At 68.4% G+C, this 18867-nt stretch carries 16 protein-coding genes; 3 read left to right on the top strand and 13 right to left on the bottom strand.

What is annotated here, in order from left to right:
• Position 1 precedes the first annotated feature (1 nt).
• From topA to ABFT43_RS17380, 3 genes are all read right to left on the bottom strand, one after another.
• Entirely contained in the window at positions 2-3043 is a 3042-nt protein-coding gene (gene topA / locus ABFT43_RS17390) for a type I DNA topoisomerase (protein ID WP_347961567.1), read from the bottom strand.
• A gap of 184 nt (positions 3044-3227) precedes the next feature.
• Complete coding sequence (locus ABFT43_RS17385) at positions 3228-3812, bottom strand: hypothetical protein (RefSeq protein ID WP_347961566.1); 585 nt, start codon at positions 3810-3812, stop codon at positions 3228-3230.
• A 168-nt stretch (positions 3813-3980) separates the two neighbouring features.
• Positions 3981-4184: a cold-shock protein gene (locus ABFT43_RS17380; protein ID WP_004022110.1), complete on the bottom strand. Its 204-nt coding sequence runs from the start codon at positions 4182-4184 to the stop codon at positions 3981-3983.
• A 337-nt stretch (positions 4185-4521) separates the two neighbouring features.
• Here ABFT43_RS17380 and ABFT43_RS17375 point away from each other — a divergent pair, with 337 nt between their 5' ends.
• Positions 4522-6849: a DEAD/DEAH box helicase gene (locus ABFT43_RS17375; protein WP_347961565.1), complete on the top strand. Its 2328-nt coding sequence runs from the start codon at positions 4522-4524 to the stop codon at positions 6847-6849.
• A complete protein-coding gene (locus tag ABFT43_RS17370; RefSeq protein WP_347961564.1) occupies positions 6842-7393 on the top strand; it encodes a hypothetical protein in 552 nt (183 codons plus the stop codon). The genes ABFT43_RS17375 and ABFT43_RS17370 overlap by 8 nt, the downstream gene beginning before the upstream one ends.
• Positions 7394-8264: 871 nt before the next feature.
• Here the strand turns inward: ABFT43_RS17370 and ABFT43_RS17365 are convergent.
• From ABFT43_RS17365 to ABFT43_RS17320, 10 genes are all read right to left on the bottom strand, one after another.
• Positions 8265-9005, bottom strand: a complete 741-nt coding sequence (locus ABFT43_RS17365; RefSeq protein ID WP_347961563.1) for a hypothetical protein — start codon at positions 9003-9005, stop codon at positions 8265-8267.
• A gap of 143 nt (positions 9006-9148) precedes the next feature.
• Positions 9149-9541, bottom strand: coding sequence for an MspA family porin (locus ABFT43_RS17360; RefSeq protein WP_347961562.1), 393 nt, complete (start codon positions 9539-9541; stop codon positions 9149-9151).
• A 372-nt stretch (positions 9542-9913) separates the two neighbouring features.
• A complete protein-coding gene (locus tag ABFT43_RS17355; protein ID WP_347961561.1) occupies positions 9914-10285 on the bottom strand; it encodes an Rv3654c family TadE-like protein in 372 nt (123 codons plus the stop codon).
• A complete protein-coding gene (locus ABFT43_RS17350) occupies positions 10282-10626 on the bottom strand; it encodes a TadE family type IV pilus minor pilin (protein ID WP_457590175.1) in 345 nt (114 codons plus the stop codon). Before ABFT43_RS17350 ends, ABFT43_RS17355 begins: the two co-directional genes overlap by 4 nt.
• Before the next feature lie 56 nt (positions 10627-10682).
• The gene (locus ABFT43_RS17345) at positions 10683-10898 is read right to left on the bottom strand and encodes a DUF4244 domain-containing protein (protein WP_347961560.1); all 216 of its coding nucleotides are present in this window, start codon (positions 10896-10898) and stop codon (positions 10683-10685) included.
• Between the two features lie 146 nt (positions 10899-11044).
• Positions 11045-11644: a type II secretion system F family protein gene (locus ABFT43_RS17340; RefSeq protein WP_347961559.1), complete on the bottom strand. Its 600-nt coding sequence runs from the start codon at positions 11642-11644 to the stop codon at positions 11045-11047.
• Positions 11641-12492: a type II secretion system F family protein gene (locus tag ABFT43_RS17335; protein WP_347961558.1), complete on the bottom strand. Its 852-nt coding sequence runs from the start codon at positions 12490-12492 to the stop codon at positions 11641-11643. Before ABFT43_RS17335 ends, ABFT43_RS17340 begins: the two co-directional genes overlap by 4 nt.
• Positions 12489-13694 carry a TadA family conjugal transfer-associated ATPase gene (locus tag ABFT43_RS17330; RefSeq protein ID WP_347961557.1) on the bottom strand — a complete coding sequence of 402 codons (1206 nt, stop codon included), beginning with the start codon at positions 13692-13694 and terminating at the stop codon, positions 12489-12491. Before ABFT43_RS17330 ends, ABFT43_RS17335 begins: the two co-directional genes overlap by 4 nt.
• Positions 13691-14764, bottom strand: coding sequence for a septum site-determining protein Ssd (gene ssd / locus ABFT43_RS17325; protein ID WP_347961556.1), 1074 nt, complete (start codon positions 14762-14764; stop codon positions 13691-13693). Before ssd ends, ABFT43_RS17330 begins: the two co-directional genes overlap by 4 nt.
• Positions 14765-15834: 1070 nt before the next feature.
• Positions 15835-16587: a Fic family protein gene (locus tag ABFT43_RS17320; protein WP_347961555.1), complete on the bottom strand. Its 753-nt coding sequence runs from the start codon at positions 16585-16587 to the stop codon at positions 15835-15837.
• A 330-nt stretch (positions 16588-16917) separates the two neighbouring features.
• On the opposite strand from ABFT43_RS17320, the gene acs reads away from it, so the two are divergent.
• Positions 16918-18861, top strand: a complete 1944-nt coding sequence (gene acs / locus ABFT43_RS17315) for an acetate--CoA ligase (protein WP_347961554.1) — start codon at positions 16918-16920, stop codon at positions 18859-18861.
• Positions 18862-18867: the final 6 nt, after the last annotated feature.

Here is an 18867-nt window from a genome sequence, read left to right as displayed (position 1 = left end):
CTCAGTCCTCCGACGCCTCGGTCTTCTTCGTCGCCTTCTTGGCGGCCGTCTTCTTCGCGGTCGTCTTCTTGGCAGTCGTCTTCTTCGCGGTCGTCTTCTTGGCAGCCGCTTTCTTCGCGGGGGCCTTCTTTGCAGCCTTCTTCGCCGACTTCTTGGCCGGGCCGCGGGCACGACGATCCGCCAGCAGCTCCATCGCGCGCTCCGGCGTGATGGACTCGACCTCGTCGCCCTTGCGCAGGCTGGCGTTGGTCTCGCCGTCGGTCACGTACGGGCCGAAGCGGCCGTCCTTGATGACGATGGGGTTGCCGCTGACCTCGTCGTTGACACCGAGCTCACGCAGCGGTGCGGCGGCGGCCTGACGACCCCGGCGCTTGGGCTCGGAGTAGATCTTCAGCGCCTCGTCGAGGGTGATGGTGAACAGCTGTTCCTCGCTGGTCAGCGACCGCGAGTCGGACCCCTTCTTCAGGTACGGACCGTAGCGGCCGTTCTGCGCGGTGATCTCCTCGCCGGATTCGGGGTCGACGCCGACGACCCGCGGCAGCGACAGCAGCTTCAGCGCGTCGTCGAGGGTCACCGTGGCGATGTCCATCGACTTGAACAGCGAGCCGGTACGCGGCTTGGGACCGGCCGCCTTCTTGGCGGCCTTCTTCGCGGCCTTCTTGGCCGCGGGCCTGGTCTTGGTCGCGGTGCCGCCGCCCGGGGTGTCGAGCGGGACCACCTCGGCGTCGCCGGGCTCGGCCGAGGCGCCGCCGTCGCGGGGCGTCGGACCGGCCGGGATGGTCACCGGCGCGTCGTCACCCTCATCGTCCTCGTCGTCGTCGGACGGCAGGATCTCGGTGACATACGGACCGAACCGGCCCTCCTTGACGACGATCTCATGCCCGGTCTCCGGGTCGATGCCCAGCGAGCGGCCCTCCTGCGGCGTCGCGAACAGCTTCTCCGCGACCTCGAGGGTCAGCTCATCGGGGGTCATGTCGGCGGGGAGGTTGGCGCGCTGGAGATCGGGTTCGACGTCGTCACCCTGCTTGCCCGCGTTCAGGTCGCGCTCGAGGTACGGGCCGAAGCGGCCGACGCGCACGTAGACCGGGCGCCCCTCGGAATCGTCGAAGAGTTTGATCGAGTTGACCTGTCGGGCGTCGATCTCCTCGAGGTTGACGCCGACGAGCTTCTTGAGGCCGCCGTACTTGGCGATCTCGGAGTGCGCGGACTTGCCGTCTCCGTTGGTGCCGGGTTCCTCACCGAAGTAGAACTCCGACAGCCAGCGGGTACGGTCCTCGTTGCCGGTCGCGATGCGGTCGAGGTCGTCTTCCAGCGTCGCGGTGAAGTCGTAGTCGACGAGGCTCTCGAAATAGGCCTCCATCAGCCCGACCACCGCGAACGCGATCCACGACGGGACGAGGGCGTTGCCCTTCTTGACCACGTAGCCGCGGTCCTGGATGGTGCCGATGATCGAGGCGTAGGTCGAGGGGCGGCCGATGCCCAGTTCCTCGAGCACCTTGACCAGCGAGGCCTCGGTGAAGCGCGGCGGCGGGTTGGTCGCGTGCTGCTCGGCGGTCAGGTCGGTCGCGGTCAGCGACTGGCCCTCGACCAGCTGCGGGAGGCGGTTCTCCGCATCGTCGGCCTGGCCGCCGGCGAGCTCGTCGACGGTCTCGACGTAGGCCGACAGGAAGCCGGGGAAGGTGATGGTGCGACCGGACGCGGCGAAGGTGGCGCGCTCACCGGTCGACGAGGTGCCCGCGATGCGCAGGCTCAGCGTGGTGCCCTTGGCGTCGGCCATCTGCGAGGCGACGGTGCGCTGCCAGATGAGCTCGTAGAGCCGGAACTCGTCGGTGTCGAGCTGTCCGGCGACCTGACCGGGGGTGCGGAAGGTCTCGCCGGCGGGACGGATCGCCTCGTGCGCCTCCTGTGCGTTCTTCACCTTGCGGGTGTACTGCCGCGGCGTCGGATGGACGAAGTCCGGTCCGTACAGCTCACGGGCCTGTGCGCGGGCGGCGGCGATCGCCGTCTCGCTCAGGCTCGTCGAGTCGGTACGCATGTAGGTGATGTAGCCGTTCTCGTACAGCCGCTGCGCGATGCGCATGGTGCGGTCGGAGGTGAACCGCAGCTTGCGACCGGCCTCCTGCTGCAGCGTCGAGGTCATGAACGGCGCGTACGGGCGGCGGGTGTAGGGCTTCTCCTCGACCGAGGTCACGGTCATGTTCGCCCCACGCAGGCCCGCGGCCAGCCGCTCGGCACGATCGGCGTCGAGGACGACGACGCCATCGGACTTCTTCAGCCGGCCGTTGGCCTCGAAGTCACGTCCGGTGGCGACGCGGTTGTCGTCGACGTTGACCAGGCGCGCCTTGAAGGTCTGCGGGCTGGCGTCGGCGCCGGCGTCCATGGTCGCGGCGATGTCCCAGTACTCGGCGGAGACGAACGCCATGCGCTCGCGCTCCCGCTCGACGATGATGCGGGTCGCGACGGACTGCACGCGGCCGGCCGACAGCTTCGGCATGACCTTCTTCCACAGCACCGGCGACACCTCGTAGCCGTAGAGGCGGTCGAGGATGCGGCGGGTCTCCTGCGCGTCGACCAGGTCGGTGTCGAGGTCGCGGGGGTTCTCGGCGGCGGCCCGGATCGCGGGCTCGGTGATCTCGTGGAACACCATCCGCTTGACCGGGATCTTCGGCTTGAGCGTCTCGAGGAGGTGCCAGGCGATGGCCTCTCCCTCGCGGTCACCGTCCGTGGCGAGGTAGAGCTCGTCGACGTCCTTCAGCAGCGACTTCAGCTCGCTGACCGTGGACTTCTTGTCCGGGCTGACCACGTATAGCGGTTCGAAGTTGTCGTCGACGTTCACCCCCAGGCGCGCCCAGGGCTGCCCCTTGTACTTGGCGGGCACGTCGGCGGCGCCGCGCGGCAGGTCGCGGATGTGACCGCGGGAGGACTCGACGACATAGTCGGGGCCCAGGTAACCGGCGATCTTGCGCGCCTTGGTCGGGGACTCGACGATCACGAGTCGTCTGATTCCCCCACTAGAGCGGGATGCGGTGCTGGTCTCGGCCACCGGGGCGTCCTTCGTTTGACTTGGGTGAAACGTCCTGCGTTGGAGTTCAGGTGTGTTGGATCGCTTTGTACCTTATGTATAGCGCCGTGTGCACATCTGAATTCCGCGGCGGGTCGTCGAAGGGACCCCGATTCGGACATGCTATTGGCCGTAACCGCAGGTCAGAGGTGTAAAGAAGATTCAATCAATGCAATTCCGCAGGTGGCCAGTCCGCAACGGCCTCCGGACACGGCGGAGCGCCCACATATTCATGGAGCCGCGCGAGACGACGATGGCCGGAGATGCGCAACGCGGGGGAGTTCCCGCGGGTGCCCACGAGCGTGGGAGCGATACCGGCACGCATGAGGGCGGTGGCCAGGTCGGCGTGGGTTTCGGGAGCGTGCGGGTCGAGTCCGAGTTCATAGCGCCCCTCGTCGAAGTGCCCCGACGCGATCACCCACAGCCGCAGCGCACGGTACGACGGCACCCAACCGGACGGCATCGCCTTGACCGCGCCGGCCGACCAGGCGGCGTGCAGCGCGTCGAGCGCATGGGTCGGGGACGTACGGGCCAGCGGGGTGCCCTCGTCGGAGGTCGTGACGTCCGCGTCGAGGGCGGCGGCACGCATCTCGTCGACGATCTGCTCGGCGCGCCAGCGGTCGGCGACCACGATCGAGACCCGCGTACCGGACTCGGACCGGACCGCTTGACCGTGGGCGGCCAGCAGACCCTCGAGATCGGAGTACGCAGGCTGCTCGGTCTCGGCGGAGAAGAACGACAACTGGCCCACAGGTCGAGGTTAGGGCCTCACCGTCACCCAAACCGGTCTTTGGCCCCGGCGGTTCGCGCCGGGGTCCCGCTCGGCGACGGACGAGCGGAGACAAACCACTCCCGCCTCGACGGTTCGGGACGGGAGTGGATGTCGGCCGGCTGCGTCTCGCAGCCGCTCGGGTGGTCTCTAGACGGCGCGGACGCCGGTGGCCTGCGGGCCCTTGGTGCCCTGCCCGACCTCGAACTCCACCCGCTGGTTCTCCTCGAGGGTACGGAAACCGGATCCCTGGATCTCGGAATAGTGGACGAACACGTCGTCGGAACCCTCATCCGGTGCGATGAAGCCGAAGCCCTTTTCCGCGTTGAACCACTTCACAGTTCCCTGTGCCATGTCTTGCAATCCTTTACATATCAACTGTCGCGACGAGGTGGGTCACCACGTCGTGGCCGGTTGACCGCCATACCTCAAAGAGCCCCGCGAAGATCTGCGTCGATCCGCCAAACTAGCCTCAGTACCACGGCTGCAACACGCTGTTCGCCCACCGCCGGTGGGTTGCGAAAGCTGCGGCCGAAAACAGTCAATCACGTTCCGACCCGTTGCGATAGTCGCACCAACCAACCTGAGTAAAAAACCTCGCCAAACTTCAGACCGATGACACCCGTCGGTAACATCCGAGCGGCCCAGACCCTAGGCGTCGGCACCACTTTGAAGAGTTTCGATCAATAAAATGCAGTACTCCACATTCGGGACAGACCTCCTCGCGCGATCCCTCGCGGGCACCGATCCCGAGGCATCCCCTCTGACTCACCTCACGGTAATCCCATCGCGCCGTGAGGCTTTCGCGCAGTGGCCGGAATGGGTTCCCGAGCCCCTCCGCGAGGCGTACTCGGACAACGGGATCGAGCGGGTCTGGACCCATCAGGCACAGGCCGCCGACGAGGCGTTCGCGGGCCGGCACGTCGCGATCTGCACCGGCACCGCATCCGGCAAGTCGTTGGCCTACCAGTTGCCGATCCTGTCCACCCTGTTGACCGAGAAGAACGCGACGGCGCTGTACCTCGCCCCGACGAAAGCTCTGGGCGCCGACCAGATCCGCGCGGTGTCGGCGGTCATCTCCGGGCGCCCCGAATTCGGGCACCTGCAGCCGTGCGCCTACGACGGCGACACGGACCCGGAGATCCGGCAGTGGGCGCGCATGCACTCCCGGTGGATCTTCACCAACCCCGACATGCTGCACATCGGCATCCTGTCGCACCACGCGAAATGGCGGCAGTTCTTCCGCAACCTCCGCTACATCGTCATCGACGAGTGCCACCACTACCGCGGCGTCTTCGGATCGCACACCGCGCTGGTGCTGCGCAGGTTGTTGCGCATCGCGCGTGCGACGGGTGCCGATCCGGTCGTCATCGGAGCGAGTGCGACGGTCGCGCAGCCGGCGGAAGCGTTGAGCCGCTTGATCGGTGAACCCGCGGTCGCGGTGACCGAGGACGCCTCGCCGCGCGGGGAACGCACCGTCGCGCTGTGGGAACCCGACTTCCTGCCGGCGGTGACGGGCGAGAACGGCGCCCCGGTCCGACGCTCCGCAGGGGCCGAATCCGCCAGGCTGCTGGCCGATTTCGTGGTCGAAGGCGCGCGGACGCTGTGCTTCGCACGAAGCCGCCGCGGCGTCGAGCTCACCGCCCTGACCGCGCGAAACCTGTTGCAGGACAGTGCTCCGGATCTCGTCTCACGGGTGGCGGCGTACCGGGCCGGATACCTCGCCGACGACCGGCGCAAGCTCGAACAGGCGATCAACGACGGCGAACTGCTCGGGGTCGCGACGACCAACGCCCTCGAGCTGGGCGTCGACATCAGCGGCCTGGACGCGGTCATCGTCAGCGGCTACCCGGGCACGGTCGCATCGTTCTGGCAGCAGGCCGGACGCGCAGGGCGTCAGCGCGAGTCCGGCGATTCCCTGGTCGTGCTCGTGGCCCGCGACGACCCGCTCGACACGTACCTCGTGCACCATCCGGCCGCACTCCTCGACAAGCCGGTGGAGGCCACGGTCACCGACCCCTCGAACCCCTACATCCTCGGTCCGCACCTGCTGTGCGCGGCCGCGGAGAGGCCGCTGACCGACGCCGAGATCGATGCGTGGGAGGCCCGCAGCGTCGCCGCGGCCCTCGCCGCAGATGGTTTGCTACGCAAGAGGAAAGCGGGTTGGTATGTCGCCGCCGGCGTCGAACCGCATGCGGAGGTCGACATCCGCGGCGGCATCGGCGGCCAGGTCCTCATCGTGGACACGACGACGTCGCAGGTGCTCGGCACCGTCGACACCGGGCGGGCGATGTCGACGGTGCATCCCGGCGCCGTCCACATCCACCAGGGCGAGACCTACCTCGTCGACGAACTCGACCTCGACGACGGTCTGGCCCTGGCACACCCGGAGGATCCGGACTGGACGACGTCGGCACGAGAGACCACCGACATCTCGATCACCTCGGTCATCTCCAGCGAGACCTTCGGCCCGTTGACGGTGGCGTTCGTCGAGGTCGACGTGACGCACCAGGTGGTCGGCTATCTGCGCACCCTGCGGACCGGCGAGGTGCTCGACGCGGTCGAACTCGACATGCCCGAACAGATCCTGCACACGCGCGCCGTCATGTACACGCTGACACCGGAGGTCCTCGCCGACGCCGGGGTCGACGAGGCGCGCCTGCCGGGCTCGTTGCACGCCGCCGAGCACGCGGCGATCGGACTGCTGCCGCTCGTCGCGACCTGCGACCGCTGGGACATCGGCGGCGTGTCGACCGATCTGCATCCCGACACCGGACTGCCGACCGTGTTCGTCTACGACGGCTACATGGGTGGGGCGGGCTTCGCCGAGCGCGGGCATGCGGCGTTCCTCACCTGGATCGATGCCACCCGGGACGCGGTCGCGAGCTGCGGCTGCGAGAGCGGGTGCCCGTCGTGCGTACAGAGTCCGAAGTGTGGCAACGGGAATGATCCGTTGGACAAAGATGGCGCGGTAACCGTCCTCGATCTGATATCTCGGCAATACTTGGCTCATGCATGATGAGGCACCCGACCATGGGGTCGGCATCCAGCGGCTGGTGACCCGGCCGTCACGCGCCTTCTTCCTGCTCGCGCGCCCGACCCAGAACACAGACAACCTGCCCTCCTCGATCGGCGAACGCGATGTGTTCTTCTCCGAGGAGGAGGCGCTCGACGCCCTCGACCTCCACTACGGCTGGTGCGCCGCCCGGTCCGGGGGTTTCACGTCCGTGGTGACGACCGCCCAGTGGTATCTGCAGTCGGCGATGATCGGCCCGCGAATCACCCCGGCGCTCGGTGAGGTCTACCTGGCCGCGTCCGATGCGCAGTCCGGCGAAACCTGGGCCGCCGCAGGAGGATTCCTCACCGAGGGCGAGCTCATCCACTGGTCGTCGTTCGTCCGGGCGGTGCGACCGCTGATCCCGCTGAACACCGGCACCGAGACCTTCGAGCTGGCGTACCGGGGCGACGTGAATGTTCACTTTCACCAATTGTGGTTTGCGCCTATGCAATCGGTGCGGGTGTACCCGAAGGAGATCGTGGTCGACGACGACAACAGGGGTTAGCCCTGTCCGTCACCACTTCGGAGACGGCCGATGATGGCGTCGCGGCCGGCCCAGAACCACCGGCCCGCCAGCGAAATGAGCAGGACGAAGGCAAGGAAGACCGGGATCTGCCCCACCGAACCGCCCGCTCCGACAAGTGCGTGAGGTTCGTGGCGATCAGTACCAGCAGGACGCATCCGAGCGCGAACAGAACCCATGTGCGGGTTTCGGTATGCTTCGGCGGTTTCGGTTGTGCGGGTTCGGCAGCGCGATGCGCGCCGCGGTGTTCGACAGCGAGGGTCACGGCGAAACTCCCTCTCGTTTGCGGTGTTCGTGGTGCCGGTCAGTCACCGACAAAGGCCGAGTCGGGCAGGTCCGGCAGCCCGGGGTGCTCGACGTCGGGGGTGATCGGACAAGAACTCGTCCGCTGAAACATCCTGCGCACACCGCGCCTGCCCGATGTGGCTCCGATCTCGATGCGAGTGAAGATCTCGACCTGCCGTGTTCCTCTGAGTTCAGCAGTGTCGCGAACTGACGGACGGTGATGCCGGCTGGTCCGGGGATGGTGAACGCGGTCGTCTTGACCGAGCGCGCCCCGGGTGATTCGACGTGATCGCCTGATTTGTGGAGCAAGTCAGACGGGTTCGCGACACCCTCGACATCCCAGGCCAGACATGTCGCATTCGGCGCGAATCCCCTCACGGTGTCGCCGGGTGAGGCGACCGTGATCGCACGCCGCGGGGCCGGACTCTGCACCGGAGTCCAACCCGGCAGAAGGCCCCAGCACTGAACTGGATTCAGCAACTCTGATGCGTCCAGGCTCCACACCGCACTTCGCCGCCTGCAGCCCGGACCGCGGTGATCACCGGTACGGGTTGTCTGTTCTCCCCCTCTATTTCCTCTCCCCACTCACCGTGACCTGCACGCCGGCGACCGCCGACAACTCGTCCACAGTCAACGGCGCATACGCATTGTTCAGAACAACGAGATCGATCCTCGGGTGAAAGGAATTGCTGCGGCGCGGCTTACCGCCGAACCACCGCCGGTCGATATGCGAATCGCCCGTGACGCCGAGCTTCCCGCCGACTTGAATGGCGGTGACCCGCTCGGTCCTGAACGTCGCAACCATCGGCCCCCATGCCGATTGCCCCTCGACGACGCCCCGGCGAACATCGAGCGTTGTCCGACTGCGTACAAACAGCAACAGCACAGCGAGAATTGCGCCGGCGCCGATACGCGCCGGCCACGGACCCTCGCCGAATCGATCGATGTACTCCGGCCGCGCGAGAGCAAGCGCGAAGAAGTCGGCCATGATCACGATCCATGGACCGATGAGCAGGATCCATCGCGTCCGCGGGGAGATGAACGATATCCACCCGTCGGCGCGCACCACGTCCAGGCGCGCGAATCGCGGCACCAGAAACTGCGAGTGAGCGGAGACGACGGCGTAGATGGCCACCGGGATCATCAGATACAGCGAGCAGAAGATGACCCGTTCCACCGGTCCCTCGCCCGGTACCGTCACGCACAGCGCAATCGACAGCGGCATGCTCAGCACGAGTGCCACTTCGAGCGCGACCAGGAACCACTTGTTGTACCTGTGCGAGACGCGATAGCGCTCAATCAAATTCATATCAACCTTTTCACCGGATGAACCGCCACACCGCTACCAGAGACGCAGCAGGCCGGCTGTCGCGAAGTGGCCGACGACTGCCCCGACGCCCAAGCCGACCGCCGTTCTCACGCCGGGAACGGCGGTATCGATGGCCATACCCGTCAACGCCGCCGCCCCCATCCCGGCCTCGGTTCCGATGGCGGCACCACCGATGTTGGTTGCCGCGGCTTTCCCCCAACCGTGCTCCTCCGCATCCGCGTGCGCCCACCAGGGCACTTCCCGCGAAACCCCGTCAGACCCGGGACACCGCTGATCGTCACGTTCGCGTTCGCACCGATCGAGGAACCGAATCCGATTGACGCACCGCCGGACACATCGACCTGGCAACCGAGCACCAAGAACCGTTCCAGCACAACGGAGTTCACCGGCTGGCGGGGAGTTTGGCCCGAGGCCGGGCTGATCCGCGCACCGACGCGGGCGGAGATCCATCGCTCGTGCTCGCCGTGTTCGCCGCGGCGCCTGCGCGGGCCGAAACACCTGCCGAACGGTGCCACTCACGCGAGGCGAAGCTGTTGGCGATGTTGCTCATCGGATTGACGACTAGCTCGCTGGCCCGCAGCTTCAGCTTCCAGCCGTCGTCGGTGACCAGTGTGTCGTACTTCGACGCCGGCGGCGTCGAGCCGCATGTGCGGCAACGACATTCTTGGCGATACCGCCGGTCACCGCAGCGAGCACAATCCCGAACACCGTCGCACGGGCAGCGACGATGCGACCAGCGACAACTCTCACCATGTCCCCCGACAATCACAGCCAGCATCGTATTTGTGATACTGGATGGCGCGTTCATGATGCTGCCCCCCTGAGCGGGATTTCAAACCGGCTGGAACCCAATGGTCCGCGACCTACGCCCGGGTCCTTTGGCCGCGTCACTCGACCGGCCCCGCTCGTGCGACTGCGATCGCTCCACCGGTCCCGAAACCACCGAGTTCGACTGACAACCGCACCGACACCACGACGTCGGCCCCGTCGATGCGGCACGCAACGATCTCGACCCGCGGACGTTGTACCCGTGCCAGCGAACGCGCCTGGCCACAGGGATCGGCACCTCCTCCGACGTGGTCCACGGCAGCCGCCAGTGCAGCCAGATCGGCTGCCGACTGCGCTCGATGGCGGGCAAGAACGGCTGCACCGACGTAGATCACCAGGACGAGAACCGCCGCGAGCGCCGCGATCACGAACGCGCCCAGCACCGTCGCGTTTCCGTCCTCGTCGGCGGCAGGACCGCGGATGGACCTCACGGTTCGACCCCCGGCGCGAACACGACCTGATCCTCACCGCGCGGTTCTCTCACTGCCACGGCACGTGCCGACAGGGTCAGCCCCGGCATGAGCGCCGCCGACGTCCGAACGTGAACGATCACCCGCTCGCCCTCTTCCGAAATGTCGACCACCGCCCCGTCACCAGCCAGACCCTTCGCGATCTCACGTGCCGAGTCGTCACCGGCCGCAGTCAACCGCGCGGCCTCGCGCGCGGCGTCGGTACACCGGATCTGCGCCGTCACACCGGAGATCGCGCCGACCGCCAGCAACACCGCGACGAGGATCGCAGCGATCGCATACGCCGCCTCGACCGACACCATCCCGGACTCGTCGCGGGCCAGATGCGAGAGTCGAGATCGACAGCCACGCAACAGCATCATCCGACCGAGGTACTGAGTGCCTTCGCGATGATCCCGGTCAACGCACTCACTATGTCATCCCCGGTGACCACCGTATAGAGGATGGCTCCGAATGCCGCGGCCGCAATCGTGCCGATGGCGTATTCGGCCGTCGACATGCCGTCCTCGTCGGTGACGAGTCGGGTGACGTGCGCGCCGACCTGGTCGAGGATGCGAGAAGCATGATGTGTCACGAGACCTCCTGTGAGTCGAGTGGGTTGTCCGGATGGGGACACCGAATCGGTGCACATACTTGGACGCATCCAAGCGCCGATCGGATCCAACGATTTGTCTGACGAGCTCGGACCGCCGCCACCGCTGCGGTCCGGCAACCGACGCCTCAGAACGAACCGAGAACGGTGGAGGCCAGACCCACGACCACCGGCACGATCCCGAGGCAGAGAAACGCCGGCAGGAAGCACAGGCCCAACGGACCGCTGATGGCGACACCGGCGCGTTCGGCCGCGGCGAGTGCATCGTCGTGGGCCCGTCGGCGAACATCTTCGGCCAGTTCCGCCAGTCCCCCGGCCAGTGACGAACCGGCCCGGGCCGAGCGCCGGGCCAGGGCCGCGAGCTCATCGAGATGGTCCCCTGCCGACGGCGCGTCATCCTCCAGCGCCGACCACGCGGCATCGGGGTCGGCGCCGAGCTGCAACAACTCGGCGACCCGCCCCAGGGGTCCGGCGAGCGGTATCGGTGCGCGCGCCGCCACCACCGATGCCGCCACTACCACCGGTAGACCGGCGCGCAGGCAGACGGCGAACAGGTCGAAGGCCGCGGCGACCGCGAACGGATCGGCCTTCGGCGGCCCCGCACCGAGCCATCGCGGGGAGCGGTCGGGGCCGGGCGGCGGGTCGACGACGCGGTACAGGTGCCAGCGGGGCTCGGGCCAGACCCACAACGCGATCCCGGCGAGGGCCGCCACGATGGCCGTCGTCAACGCGTCAGCACCTTGCCCGTGATCCGCTCCGACCACACCACCCCGGCTGCCGCCAGCGCGGTGCCGATGACCAGCAGCAGCCCGCCGAACCCGCCACCCAACAGGACCTGGAGCGGTCCGGCCCCCGTGGCCTGCCCCAGCGCGATGCCCAGCAGCGGTAGTCCGGCGAGGACCATTGCGGTGGCGCGCGGACCGGAGAGCCCGGCCCGGGTGCGGTCCACGAAGCCCCTCCGTGCGGAGAGATCCGACCGGAGGGCCGTCAGCATGTCGACCATCGGCAGTCCGTACTGCTCCGCGGTCTGCCAGGCGATCCCGATGCGGCGCCACGACGCCACATCCGAGCCGCCCGACCGGTCCGGGCCCTCTCCGGGACCCATCACCTCGATCGCGGCACCGCCGAGCGACGCCCGGGATGCCATCGCCTCGAGCCCGTCGGCGATCTCGGAGCCGTCACCACCGGTCTCCCTACGCCGCAGCTCGAGGGCCGCGACCCCGCACGCGTGGACCGGTGGGGTGCCGACGGACATCTCCGCGATCATCAACGACAGCGCCATCAGCAGATCGTCGAGTCGCCGTTCGAAACGACGCTCCGATGCCCGTCGTCGGCGAAGCCACACGACGACGGCGACCACGATCCCACTCGCGAGCGCGAGCCCCACGCCCCCGACCGACAGCGCAAGTCCCGGGACCACGACGACGATGACACCGGCCGGGTCGATCGATCGATGTCCCACCCTCTCGACGAACAGACCCCGTACCCGGTCCACCGCCCTCGGCGGCGACCACAACAGCACCGCCACACCCAACGCTGCCAGCATCGGGACCGCCGGCGGAACCCCCGTGGTCATGCGATCCCCACCCGCACCTCGGGGTCACGTGCGGCGACCATCTCGTCGAAGAGGTACCGATGAGGGGTGAAGCCCTTGTCGCGCATCCAGATCGGGATGATCTCGACGCGTCCGTCGGCGTCCCGGCGAACCACCCCGATCTCCGTCAGGCCGCGCGTCCCAGCGGCCCCACGAGCCACGCCGAGCACGACCTGCAGCGCCGCGCCGAGTTGGCTGTGAAGCGCATCCCGGCCCATACCGCCCAACGCGGCAAGGGCTTCCATGCGTGCCGGGACCTCTGCGGTCGAGTTGGCGTGTACCGTGCCCGCGCTCCCATCGTGTCCGGTGTTGAGTGCGGTGAGCAGATCGATGACCTCGCCGCCACGGACCTCGCCGACGATGATCCGGTCCGGACGCATCCGGAGGGCCTGCCGGACCAGGACGCGCACCCCGACGTCGCCGACGCCCTCGACGTTCGCCGCACGTGCCACCAGCCGCACGACGTGCGGATGTCCGGGTGCGAGCTCGAGCGCGTCCTCCACGCACAGCACCCGTTCGCGCGGGTCCATCGCGCCGATCAGCGCGTTCAACAGCGTCGTCTTGCCCGAGCCCGTCCCGCCGACGACCAGGAAGGCCAGCCGATGCCGCAGGATGTCGCGGATCATGGTGACCACCTCACCGGGGATGGTTCCGCTCGCGATCAGAGCGTCGAGATCCTTTGTCGCCGAACGCAACACACGCAGGGAGATGCACGTACCATCCGTGGCGAGCGGTGGGATGATCGCGTGCAGACGCACCGTGTATCCGCGCCGCCCGACGTTCGACAACCGGCCGTCGACCCAGGGCTGCGCGTCGTCGAGGCGCCGGCCCGAGCCGAGCGCGAGACGCGTGGCGAGTCGGCGGACCGAGGCCTCATCGGGGAAGCGGATCGTCGTCGGCTCCAGGCCGTGACCGCGATCGACCCACACGGCATCGGGACCGCAGACGAGGATGTCGGCGATGTCGGGCTCGGCCAGAAGGGGTTCGAGTTTGCCCGCGCCGGTGAGCTCGGTCTGTAGGAAGCGCAACGCGGCGAGCAGGTCGGTGTCGCCGAGCACTCCCCCGGCCTCGGCGCGGATGGCCTCGGCGATGACCGCCGGGCCGGGATCGGCCGACTCGGCGGCGAGCCGGGCGCGTACCCGGTCGAGCAGTTCGTCGTCCGGCTGCACCCGCCCGGGGGTCACGCCGCTCTCCGCTCGCCGGTCACCCGGGACCGGACCGCCCACGCGGCCCGGCCGAGCGGGCTCCGCGGACCGATTCGCAGTGGTCCGCTCTCGAGTCGCATCGGGAGACGCGGATCGGGACGATAGGCGGCGAGAAGCGGCAGCCCGACGGCCGCGGCCACCTGCGCGGGACCCAGGCCACCGGGCGAGGGTCCCCGGACGACGAGTTCGACCGCGGCGTCGTGCCCGAGGAGTCGGCTGCGCACCCGCCGTGCGGCCGAGCACCCGCCGACCGTCGGCGTCGTGAGCAGGACGACGAGATCGGCCCACGACGTCGCCACCCGGACGACAGGCGAGTCGGACCGGGGCAGGTCGATGACGACGAGGTCCCCATTGGCCCGGCCGGCGTCGATGACCGCGGTGACCGCCTCCGGGGACAGCCCGCGGGACGGCACCCGTTCGGAGGTGAGGACGGCGAGGTCGTCGGCAGCACGAGGCAGCGCCCGGTGCAGGGCGGTGCCCCCGACGGCACCGCCGTCCAGGGACAGGTCCTGCCAGCGGAGTCCGGGGCGCTGTTCGACACCGAGGAGCAGGTCTGCGCCCGGCGCGACGTCGTCGAGGTCGAGCAGGAGGGTGGGCGCTCCCCGCCCGGCCCCGGCCAAGGCGACGGCTGCGGCGAGGGTGGACGCCCCGGCACCGCCGTGCGCCCCGATGACGGCGACGACGCCGGCCGGGTGGCGGCGCGGTACGCGGAGGTCGGTCAATGCTCTGACCAGAAGATTCTCGTCGGCGGGGAGCGTCACCGTGTCGGCGGCGCCGAGGTCGATCGCCAGACGCCAGGTGCCGGCACCGGGATCGCCGACGGTGACCAGGATGAAGCCGTCCCGACGCGGCGGGTGGACCCGGGCGAGCACCGCGACCGCCGCGGGGTCGGCGACGACGGCCCGGGCCGTCAGCCACTCACGTCGACAGTCGTCGGCGCGCGCGGACCGGACACGGTATCCGGCGGCCGCAGCACACCGCGCGACATCGTCGTGCAGATCGGGACCGACGAGGACGAGCAGGTCGGGAACTGGCTGATCGTCGTGCATGTCGACGATGTTCACCCGGATCGGGGACGTGTGGACGTCGACGACCGAAGGTGTGGATGGAATGCTTCGCTCGACGATCCTTTGTGGACATTGATTCGGCGTCGCCGGGGAGCCCGGCTAGAACTGACCGTAGAAAGAAGACAACCCCGGCCAGGGGGGGAGGAGGCCGGGGTTGTCGCGTTTCAGCCCCGGGGGGTCGGGCTGAAAGGCGCCGGTATCAGAACCGGTGCTGACAACTATACACACGCTTACGGATTCTTTGCAAGTACAACAATCGCTTTTCGCAAATGTTCGTTCTGATCTCCCGATGACGCGGTACCGGATTGGGAAACGTGCCGTGAATTCGATTTATTGATCATAATTGCGGTTGGTGAACACCCGCCTTCGGCCGCCGGACGCCCGGCGACCCGTCGATTCGCACCGGCCTCCAGTGGGTGCGTCGAGGTCGACGCCACGCGCACCACCCCAACCCACGCCGGCCGCCGCCGAACCGGCGGGAATGCGGACGCTCGATCCGACGAAACGCCCGGTTCGGACCCGAGAATCGGGCGGACACACCGACCCCGAAACCCAAACGCCGTGCCGTACAGCGATTTCAGGCCCGAAGATCACATCAATCAACATTTGGACGCCGATTGCTTGATGTGACCGCGATCACGGTGTACAACAGTGGTACGGAAGTTCGGAAGGCCAAGCCCGATCCGGAAGAGAAGGACCGAGCCCCCGCTCCGAGCACTTCCCAGCACGGGCGGCAAGCACCCACGCGGAGCACGCCGCATAAGGGCAAAAGTGTTGTGCGCCTGCGACATCGCGGCCAGGAGACACGACCGCCACACTGGATGCGCCACAGCCTCGTCCCGTCGGCAAGAGCCCGGGGCGACCGGCCCGAGAGATGGCAGCACGTGGACGGTACGGGCCCTGACTCGCGATCCCTCGCCGAGGCGGTGACCACAACCCACCAAGCACGCTTGGTAACTTGAGCCCGTGCTACGCGGGCGGCAACCTCGTCGGGAACGACAGGGAGGCCGCCCGCAGTGCGTTCCGGGGTCGTACCACCGACCCCGGAATTGTCATTTCCGGGCCGCGTCTGCGATCGACTTCGCTTCCGCCGCACCCGCTTCGAGCGCCTCGCAGCAGAAGATCAACCAGTCCCGGAGTCCGTCCGGAGTGCCGGCGGCGAACTCCTCGGAGAGCCGCCGGTAGTCGACCACGCGCTTGAACCAGGTGACCTCCGGGACCCCGAGGCAGTGCGGATCGAGCCCGGTCGCCGCGGACACCAGCCGCGCCATGCCGCGCGCCACCACGCCGTTGGCCGACGCGAACGGCGCCAGCGCGATCAGTTCGCCGTGCACGACCGCCGTCAGCACCGGCGCCGGCACCGAGGTCGCACCGGTCACCAACTGCCCCAACAGGTCGAGACGCTGAGCGACATCCGTCTCGGCGCGGGGACGCCCCAGCTCCTCGGGATCGTCGACCAGGTCGGCGGCCGCGAGCGTGTGCAGCCGGGCCAGCGCCTGTGCCGGCGCCCGCCTGACCACCCGGGTCAAGGTCTCGAGCGACTCACCGTCAAGCGCCTGGGACACGCGCATCGCACCGGCCAGGATCGGGTCGTCGAAATCGCCGTCACGGCGAAGCTCGACACTCCCTCCGTCGATCGCGGCCGATGAACGCCCTGCCCGCCACGACGCCTCGGTGGCAGTCTTGTCCCATCCGCGGAGGTTGACGGGATGGCGATGCACGGCCGACAGCGCGTCGCGCGCGCGATCGGCGGCGTCGGCGACACCGGGCAGGTCCAGCAGCGGGGCCAGGGGATCAGTGGTCACGACCCGACGATAGTTGCGACCGGACGTCCGGCCCGCGGCGACCTCCCGCGTCGGCCTCCCCTCGACCTATTGTTAGGCAGCATTTCGAAAATCTTCGCCGCTCTGTCGGACGACCGGCCCGATCCGGCCTCCCGCCCGCGCGAAGGGGTCCACGCGCACCGCTCATCGAGCCGGGGATACCGTTCGTCGCGAATCGGACTCACTCCCCAGACCTGCGGTACCCGGTTGCAACGTGGCGTGACTACGCTCACAGCAGCGATCCGTCATCAGGCTGGGTCACCTTTAGTGTGGAGTGGACCCGCCGTCGACAGCGAAAGGCTCATACGACTGATGTCTTCAACCACTGTTCAGGCCTATCCCCCGTCCGCGGAATTCGCCGCGCAGGCCAACGGCACTGCCGAGTTGTACGACCGGGCCGAGCAGGACCGGCTCGGGTTCTGGGCCGAGCAGGCGCGACGCCTCGACTGGGACACCGATTTCAAAGACGTACTCGACTGGTCGAACGCCCCGTTCGCGAAGTGGTTCGTCGGCGGCAAGCTGAACGTCGCGGTCAACTGCGTCGACCGGCACGTCGCCGCCGGCAAGGGCGATCGCGTCGCCATCCACTGGGTCGGCGAGCCAGGCGACTCCCGCGACATCACCTACAGCCAACTGCTGGCCGAGGTCTGCAAGGCCGCGAACTACTTCACCTCGATCGGCCTGAAGGCCGGCGACCGCGTCGCGATCTACATGCCGATGGTCCCCGAGGCCCTGATCTCGATGCTCGCGTGCGCCCGCCTGGGCCTGACCCACTCGGTGGTCTTCGCCGGCTTCTCGAGCGGCGCGCTGCGCTCGCGCGTCGACGACGCCGAGGCCAAGCTCGTCATCACCACCGACGGCCAGTTCCGGCGTGGCAAGCCGGCCCCCCTGAAGGCCAACGTCGACGAGGCCCTCGGCAGCGGGGACGACGCCGCGAAATCGGTCGAGAAGGTCCTCGTGGTGCGTCGCACCGATCACGACCCGGACCTGAACTGGGTCGAGGGCCGCGACGTCTGGTGGGAGGACACCGTCGACAAGCAGCCCGACACGCACGAGCCGGAGGCGTTCGACGCCGAACACCCACTCTTCCTGCTCTACACCTCGGGCACCACCGGCAAGCCCAAGGGCATCGTCCACTCCTCCGGCGGTTACCTCACCCAGGTCAGCTACACCTTCCACTACGTCTTCGACCACAAGGAAGGCCGTGACGTCTACTGGTGCGGCGCCGACATCGGCTGGGTGACCGGGCACTCCTACCTCGTCTACGGCCCGCTCTCCAACGGCGCCACCGAGGTGGTCTACGAGGGCACCCCGAACACGCCGAACGAGCACCGCCACTTCGAGATCATCGAGAAGTACGGCGTCACCATCTACTACATCGCGCCGACGCTGATCCGCACCTTCATGAAGTGGGGCCAGCAGATCCCCGAGGCGCACGATCTCTCGTCGATCCGCCTGCTCGGCAGCGTGGGCGAGCCGATCAACCCCGAGGCGTGGAAGTGGTTCCGCGAGGTCATCGGCGGCGGCACGGCGCCGATCGTCGACACCTGGTGGCAGACCGAGACCGGCGCGATCATGATCTCGCCGCTGCCCGGCGTCACCGCGGCCAAGCCCGGCTCGGCCATGCGCCCGCTGCCCGGCATCAGCGCCAAGATCGTCGACGACGAGGGCAACCCGGTCGGCGCCGGCGAGCAGGGTTACCTCGTGCTCGACCAGCCGTGGCCGTCGATGCTGCGCGGCATCTGGGGTGACGAGGAACGCTACCGCGAGACCTACTGGTCACGCTTCGCCGACCAGGGCTGGTACTTCGCCGGTGACGGCGCCCGCTATGACGAGGACGGCGCGCTGTGGGTCCTCGGCCGCGTCGACGACGTCATGAACGTGTCGGGCCACCGCATCTCCACCGCCGAGGTCGAGTCCGCGCTCGTCGGTCACTCCGGCGTCGCCGAGGCGGCGGTCATCGGTGCCGCCGACGAGACCACCGGCCAGGGCATCGTCGCGTTCGTCATCCTGCGCGAGGGCGTCGAGAACACCGGTGACCAGTTGATCGCCGAACTGCGTGAGCAGGTGGCCGTCGAGATCTCCCCCATCGCCAAGCCGCGGGAGATCAACGTCGTGCCCGAGCTGCCCAAGACGCGGTCGGGCAAGATCATGCGCCGCCTGCTCAAGGACGTCGCCGAGGGCCGCGAGCTCGGCGACACCTCGACCCTCGTCGACCCGTCGGTCTTCGAGGCGATCCGCGCGAAGCGGGCGTGACGCTCC

Origin of the sequence: Gordonia aurantiaca (assembly GCF_039939235.1) — a bacterium.
In the GTDB taxonomy this organism is placed as follows: Bacteria; Actinomycetota; Actinomycetes; order Mycobacteriales; family Mycobacteriaceae; genus Gordonia.
Note: the sequence above shows the minus strand (reverse complement) of the source record. Positions and strands in the feature narration are given on the sequence as shown.